Source organism: Burkholderia sp. Tr-20390 (genome assembly GCF_017104595.1).
GTDB lineage: Bacteria > Pseudomonadota > Gammaproteobacteria > Burkholderiales > Burkholderiaceae > Burkholderia.
In genome coordinates, this window is sequence record NZ_JAAGPC010000323.1 from 1 (window position 1) to 5,858 (window position 5,858).

Below are 5,858 nucleotides of genomic sequence, written 5' to 3' on the forward strand. Positions count from 1 at the left end.
CTGCATCGGCTTCCTTCAGCACCCCGATAATCTGCTCTTCACTGAACCGCGATTTCTTCATGACAAGGTTTCTCCTGCGGCCTTGCCACTAACTTTACAGTGGGATACTTCAGAGGGGAAAGGTCAGATCGGCCAAACCGCACGATTCGCCACGCGTCGCGCGAGCGGGTTGTTAAAATTGCGGTCATCGTTTAGCCGTCCCTGTCCTCATTCATGTCCCGCGCCCTCGAAATCCTCGACGAAGTATTTGGTTACCCCGCATTTCGCGGCCAGCAGGGCGAGATCGTCGAGCACGTCGCCGGCGGCGGCGATTGCCTCGTGCTGATGCCAACCGGCGGCGGCAAGTCGCTGTGCTATCAGATTCCCGCATTGCTGCGCCGCGAGGCCGGGCAGGGCGCCGGCATCGTCGTGTCGCCGTTGATCGCGCTGATGCAGGACCAGGTCGCCGCGCTGAGCGAAGTGGGTGTGCGCGCCGCGTACCTGAATTCGACGCTATCGGGCGCCGAGGCTGCGGCGACCGAGCGCGCGCTGCGCGAGGGCGAAATCGACCTGCTGTACGTCGCGCCGGAACGGCTGATGACGGGGCGCTTCCTCGACCTGCTCGAGCGCGCGAAAATCGGCCTGTTCGCGATCGACGAAGCGCACTGCGTGTCGCAATGGGGGCACGATTTCCGCCCGGAATATATCCAGCTGTCGGTGCTGCACGAGCGGTTTCCGTCGGTGCCGCGCATCGCGCTGACCGCCACGGCCGATGCGATCACGCGCGACGAGATCATCCACCGTCTCGCGCTCGACGATGCGCGCGTGTTCGTGTCGAGCTTCGACCGCCCGAACATCCGCTACCGGATCGTCGAAAAGGACAACGCGCGTTCGCAACTGCTCGATTTCATTCGCGCCGAGCACACGAATCCCGACGGCACGACCGATGCAGGCGTCGTCTATTGCCTGTCGCGCCGCAAGGTCGAGGAAACGGCCGAATGGCTGAAGGCGCAGGGCGTGCGAGCGCTGCCGTATCACGCGGGGATGGAGTTCGAGGTGCGGCAGAAGCATCAGGAAATGTTCCAGCGCGAGGAAGGTATCGTGATGTGCGCGACGATCGCGTTCGGCATGGGCATCGACAAGCCGGACGTGCGCTTCGTCGCGCACTTGGATCTGCCGAAGAGCGTCGAAGGCTACTACCAGGAAACGGGCCGAGCCGGCCGCGACGGGATGCCCGCGAATGCGTGGATGGCGTACGGCCTCGGCGACGTCGTCCAGCAGCGCAAGATGATCGACGAGTCCGATGCGGACGACGCGCACAAGCGCGTCCAGACGTCGAAGCTCGACGCGCTGCTCGGGCTGTGCGAGACAATCTCGTGCCGCCGCGTGCGGCTGCTGAACTACTTCGGCGAGGAGAGCAAGCCGTGCGGCAACTGCGACACGTGCCTCGAGCCGCCGGCTTCATGGGACGCCACGCGTGAAGCGCAGATGGCGCTGTCGTGCGTGTTCCGCGCGCAGCGCGCGAGCGGCTTCAATTTCGGCTCGAGCCACCTGATCGAGATCCTGCGCGGCGGGCGCACCGAAAAGGTGTTGCAGCGCGGCCACGACCAGCTCACGACGTTCGGGATCGGCGCATCGCTGTCGGAGCCCGAATGGCGGGCGATTTTCCGGCAGCTCGTCGCGTACGGCTACCTGGCCGTCGATCATGGCGGCTTCGGCGCGCTCGTGCTGACCGAGGCCGCGAAGCCCGTGCTGAAGAACGAGGAGAAGGTCACGCTGCGCCGCTACGTGAAGCCGCAGCGCACGCGCCAGTCGTCGAGCCGCAGCGGTACGCGCGTCGATCCGACGGCCGGCATGGGCACGCGTGAGCGCGCACGGTGGGATGCGCTGCGTGCGTGGCGTGCGGAAACGGCGAAAACGGACGGCGTGCCGGCCTACGTGATCTTCCATGATGCGACGCTCGCCGAGATCGCGCGCAACGCGCCGGAGACGATCGACGACCTGCGCCATATCCCCGGCATGGGCGTGCGCAAGCTCGAGCGCTTCGGCGACGAGATCATCGACGTCGTCGAGTCGGCCTGACACAGGCGTTCCGACCCTTCCGGTAAACCACGCGTTCGGCGGGTGAATCACGCAAGCCGTTGACTTAGTTGGTATTTCCGGAATATCATGCTGGGTTCCGGTATTCGGTGGGCCGAGTCGCGTTCCAAGGTTCGCACCCGTTTCGCCGGTTCGGAAGTCAACTGTGCGCCGATTCTCGCTTTGCCCGAAATCGGTGCGCAGATTTTGTTCAATTTCAGGAATAAACAATGCCAACCATCAACCAACTGGTTCGCAAAGGCCGTCAGTCGGAAACGACGAAGAGCAAGAGCCCGGCCCTGCAGGACTGCCCCCAGCGTCGCGGCGTGTGCACCCGTGTGTACACGACGACGCCGAAGAAGCCGAACTCGGCACTCCGTAAGGTCGCCAAGGTTCGTCTGACGAACGGCTTCGAAGTGATTTCGTACATCGGCGGTGAAGGCCACAACCTGCAGGAACACTCGGTTGTGCTGATCCGCGGCGGCCGTGTGAAGGACTTGCCGGGTGTGCGTTACCACATGGTTCGCGGCTCGCTGGATACCCAGGGCGTCAAGGACCGTAAGCAAGCGCGCTCGAAGTACGGCGCGAAGCGTGCAAAGGCTGCCAAGTAAGCAGTTTTTGATCAGGGATCGCCACAGAGGGCGGTCAAGGCGGGAGTGCCGGATTGCCGGTGCTGTCGAGTAAGTGGTCACCCGGCCAAGCTGGTTAGTCGTGAAGATGTGATCGGGTTTGTTGGTGGCCGCGGAGCTGGAACCAGCTCCAACTGAACAAGTAAAGGAAGAATCATGCCGCGTCGTCGCGAAGTCCCCAAGCGGGAAGTGTTGCCGGATCCGAAGTTCGGTAACGTTGATGTAGCCAAGTTCATGAACATGCTGATGCTGTCCGGCAAGAAGTCGGTCGCAGAGCGCATCGTTTATGGCGCATTCGAACAAATCCAGACCAAGGGTGGCAAGGACCCGCTGGAAGTGTTCACGGTTGCGCTCAACAACGTCAAGCCGGTGGTCGAAGTGAAGAGCCGTCGCGTTGGTGGTGCCAACTATCAAGTTCCGGTCGAAGTGCGCCCGTCGCGTCGTATGGCATTGGCGATGCGCTGGCTGCGTGAGGCTGCGAAGAAGCGTAGCGAGAAGTCGATGGCCCTGCGCCTGGCAGGTGAACTCTCCGAAGCGGCCGAAGGCCGTGGCGGCGCGATGAAGAAGCGCGACGAAGTTCACCGCATGGCAGAAGCCAACCGCGCGTTCTCGCATTTCCGTTTCTAAGCGCCTGGCTGGGCTTTTAGCGGAAATAAATTCCGGGCGGGTGCGCTTTTCAGGCGCCTCGCCCGTTTGTGTTGAAGCATGATGCAGCAGGGCTGCATCGTGTCATCCCAGTAGAGGATCAAAGTGGCTCGCAAGACTCCTATCGAGCGCTACCGCAATATCGGTATTAGCGCTCACATCGACGCCGGCAAAACGACGACGACCGAGCGCATTCTGTTTTACACCGGTGTGAACCACAAGATCGGTGAAGTCCACGACGGCGCAGCCACGATGGACTGGATGGAGCAGGAACAGGAGCGTGGCATCACGATCACGTCCGCTGCTACCACCGCCTTCTGGAAGGGCATGGGCGGCAACTATCCGGAACACCGCATCAACATCATCGACACCCCGGGCCACGTCGACTTCACGATTGAAGTCGAGCGCTCGATGCGCGTGCTCGACGGCGCGTGCATGGTGTACTGCGCAGTGGGCGGCGTGCAGCCGCAGTCGGAAACGGTGTGGCGCCAGGCTAACAAGTACAAGGTGCCGCGTCTCGCGTTCGTCAACAAGATGGACCGTACCGGCGCGAACTTCTTCAAGGTCTACGACCAGCTCCGTCTGCGCCTGAAGGCGAACCCGGTTCCGGTCGTGGTGCCGATCGGCGCGGAAGAGAACTTCAAGGGCGTCGTCGACCTGATCAAGATGAAGGCGATCATTTGGGACGAAGCGTCGCAAGGCACGAAGTTCGACTACGTCGACATCCCGGCCGAGCTCGCAGAGACCTGCAAGGAATGGCGCGAAAAGATGGTCGAAGTGGCTGCGGAAGCCAACGAAGACCTGATGAACAAGTACCTGGAAGAAGGCGATCTGCCGGAAGCCGACATCGTCAAGGCGCTGCGTGACCGTACGATCGCGTGCGAAATCCAGCCGATGCTGTGCGGTACCGCGTTCAAGAACAAGGGCGTGCAGCGTATGCTCGACGCCGTGATCGACTTCCTGCCGTCGCCGGTCGACATCCCGCCGGTCAAGGGCGAACTCGAAAACGGCGAGTCGGCAGAGCGCCGCGCGTCGGACGACGAGAAGTTCTCGGCACTCGCGTTCAAGATCATGACCGACCCGTTCGTCGGCCAGCTGATCTTCTTCCGCGTGTACTCGGGCGTGGTGAATTCGGGCGACACGCTGCTGAACTCGACGAAGGACAAGAAGGAACGTCTGGGTCGTATTCTGCAGATGCACGCGAACCAGCGCGAAGAAATCAAGGAAGTTCGCGCGGGCGACATCGCTGCTGCGGTCGGCCTGAAGGAAGCGACCACGGGCGACACGCTGTGCGATCCGGCGAACCCGATCATTCTCGAGCGCATGGTGTTCCCGGAGCCGGTGATTTCGCAGGCTGTCGAGCCGAAGACCAAGGCTGACCAGGAAAAGATGGGTCTGGCGCTGAACCGTCTGGCTCAGGAAGATCCGTCGTTCCGCGTGCAGACCGACGAAGAGTCGGGCCAGACCATCATTTCGGGCATGGGCGAGCTCCACCTCGAAATTCTGGTCGACCGGATGAAGCGTGAATTCGGCGTGGAAGCAACCGTCGGCAAGCCGCAGGTTGCCTACCGCGAAACGATCCGTTCGACGGCGAAGGACGTCGACGGCAAGTTCGTCAAGCAGTCGGGTGGTCGCGGCCAGTACGGTCACGCAGTCATCACGCTCGAGCCGAACGAACAAGGCAAGGGCTACGAGTTCTTCGACGAGATCAAGGGTGGTGTGATTCCGCGTGAATACATCCCGGCGGTCGACAAGGGTATCCAGGACACGCTGAAGTCGGGCGTGCTGGCCGGCTTCCCGGTCGTCGACGTGAAGGTTCACCTGACGTTCGGTTCGTACCACGACGTTGACTCGAACGAAAACGCGTTCCGCATGGCCGGTTCGATGGCGTTCAAGGAAGCGATGCGCAAGGCGAACCCGGTCGTCCTCGAGCCGATGATGGCTGTCGAAGTCGAGACGCCGGAAGACTACATGGGCAACGTGATGGGCGACCTGTCGGGCCGTCGCGGTATCGTCCAGGGCATGGAAGACATGGTTGGCGGCGGCAAGATCGTGCGCGCCGAAGTACCGCTGTCGGAAATGTTCGGTTACTCGACGTCGCTGCGTTCGCTGACGCAAGGTCGTGCAACGTACACGATGGAGTTCAAGCACTACGCTGAAGCTCCGCGCAACGTTGCTGACGCGATCATCAGCGCGAAGTCGAAGTAATTCGTTATCTCAATCGATAATTTTTGAAAGAAGAGAATCATGGCAAAAGGTAAATTCGAGCGGACCAAGCCGCACGTGAACGTTGGTACGATTGGTCACGTTGACCACGGCAAGACGACGCTGACGGCAGCGATCACGACGGTTCTGACGAAGAAGTTCGGCGGCGAAGCGAAGGCATACGACCAGATCGACGCGGCACCGGAAGAAAAGGCGCGCGGCATCACGATCAACACGGCACACGTCGAGTACGAAACGGCTAACCGCCACTACGCACACGTCGACTGCCCGGGCCACGCTGACTATGTGAAGAACATGATC

At 61.7% G+C, this 5,858-nt stretch carries 5 protein-coding genes; all 5 read left to right on the top strand.

Going from position 1 to position 5,858, the window contains the following annotated elements:
• Positions 1–213: 213 nt before the first annotated feature.
• Positions 214–2,061: a DNA helicase RecQ gene (recQ, locus tag G3N98_RS38195; RefSeq protein WP_089472002.1), complete on the top strand. Its 1,848-nt coding sequence runs from the start codon at positions 214–216 to the stop codon at positions 2,059–2,061.
• Between the two features lie 227 nt (positions 2,062–2,288).
• On the top strand, positions 2,289–2,669 hold the full coding sequence (rpsL, locus tag G3N98_RS38200) for a 30S ribosomal protein S12 (RefSeq protein WP_006400662.1): 381 nt from the start codon (positions 2,289–2,291) through the stop codon (positions 2,667–2,669).
• 174 nt (positions 2,670–2,843) lie between these two features.
• On the top strand, positions 2,844–3,314 hold the full coding sequence (rpsG, locus tag G3N98_RS38205) for a 30S ribosomal protein S7 (protein ID WP_006477195.1): 471 nt from the start codon (positions 2,844–2,846) through the stop codon (positions 3,312–3,314).
• Between the two features lie 123 nt (positions 3,315–3,437).
• Positions 3,438–5,540 carry an elongation factor G gene (gene fusA / locus G3N98_RS38210; protein WP_089472003.1) on the top strand — a complete coding sequence of 701 codons (2,103 nt, stop codon included), beginning with the start codon at positions 3,438–3,440 and terminating at the stop codon, positions 5,538–5,540.
• 39 nt (positions 5,541–5,579) lie between these two features.
• On the top strand, positions 5,580–5,858 hold a 279-nt coding region (locus G3N98_RS38215), incomplete at its 3' end, for a GTP-binding protein (RefSeq protein WP_241026271.1).

Coding starts and splice junctions, on each gene's coding strand:
- recQ (WP_089472002.1), top strand. CDS start 214: ATGTCCCGCGCCCTCGAAATCCTCGACGAAGTATTTGGTTACCCCGCA.
- rpsG (WP_006477195.1), top strand. CDS start 2,844: ATGCCGCGTCGTCGCGAAGTCCCCAAGCGGGAAGTGTTGCCGGATCCG.
- rpsL (WP_006400662.1), top strand. CDS start 2,289: ATGCCAACCATCAACCAACTGGTTCGCAAAGGCCGTCAGTCGGAAACG.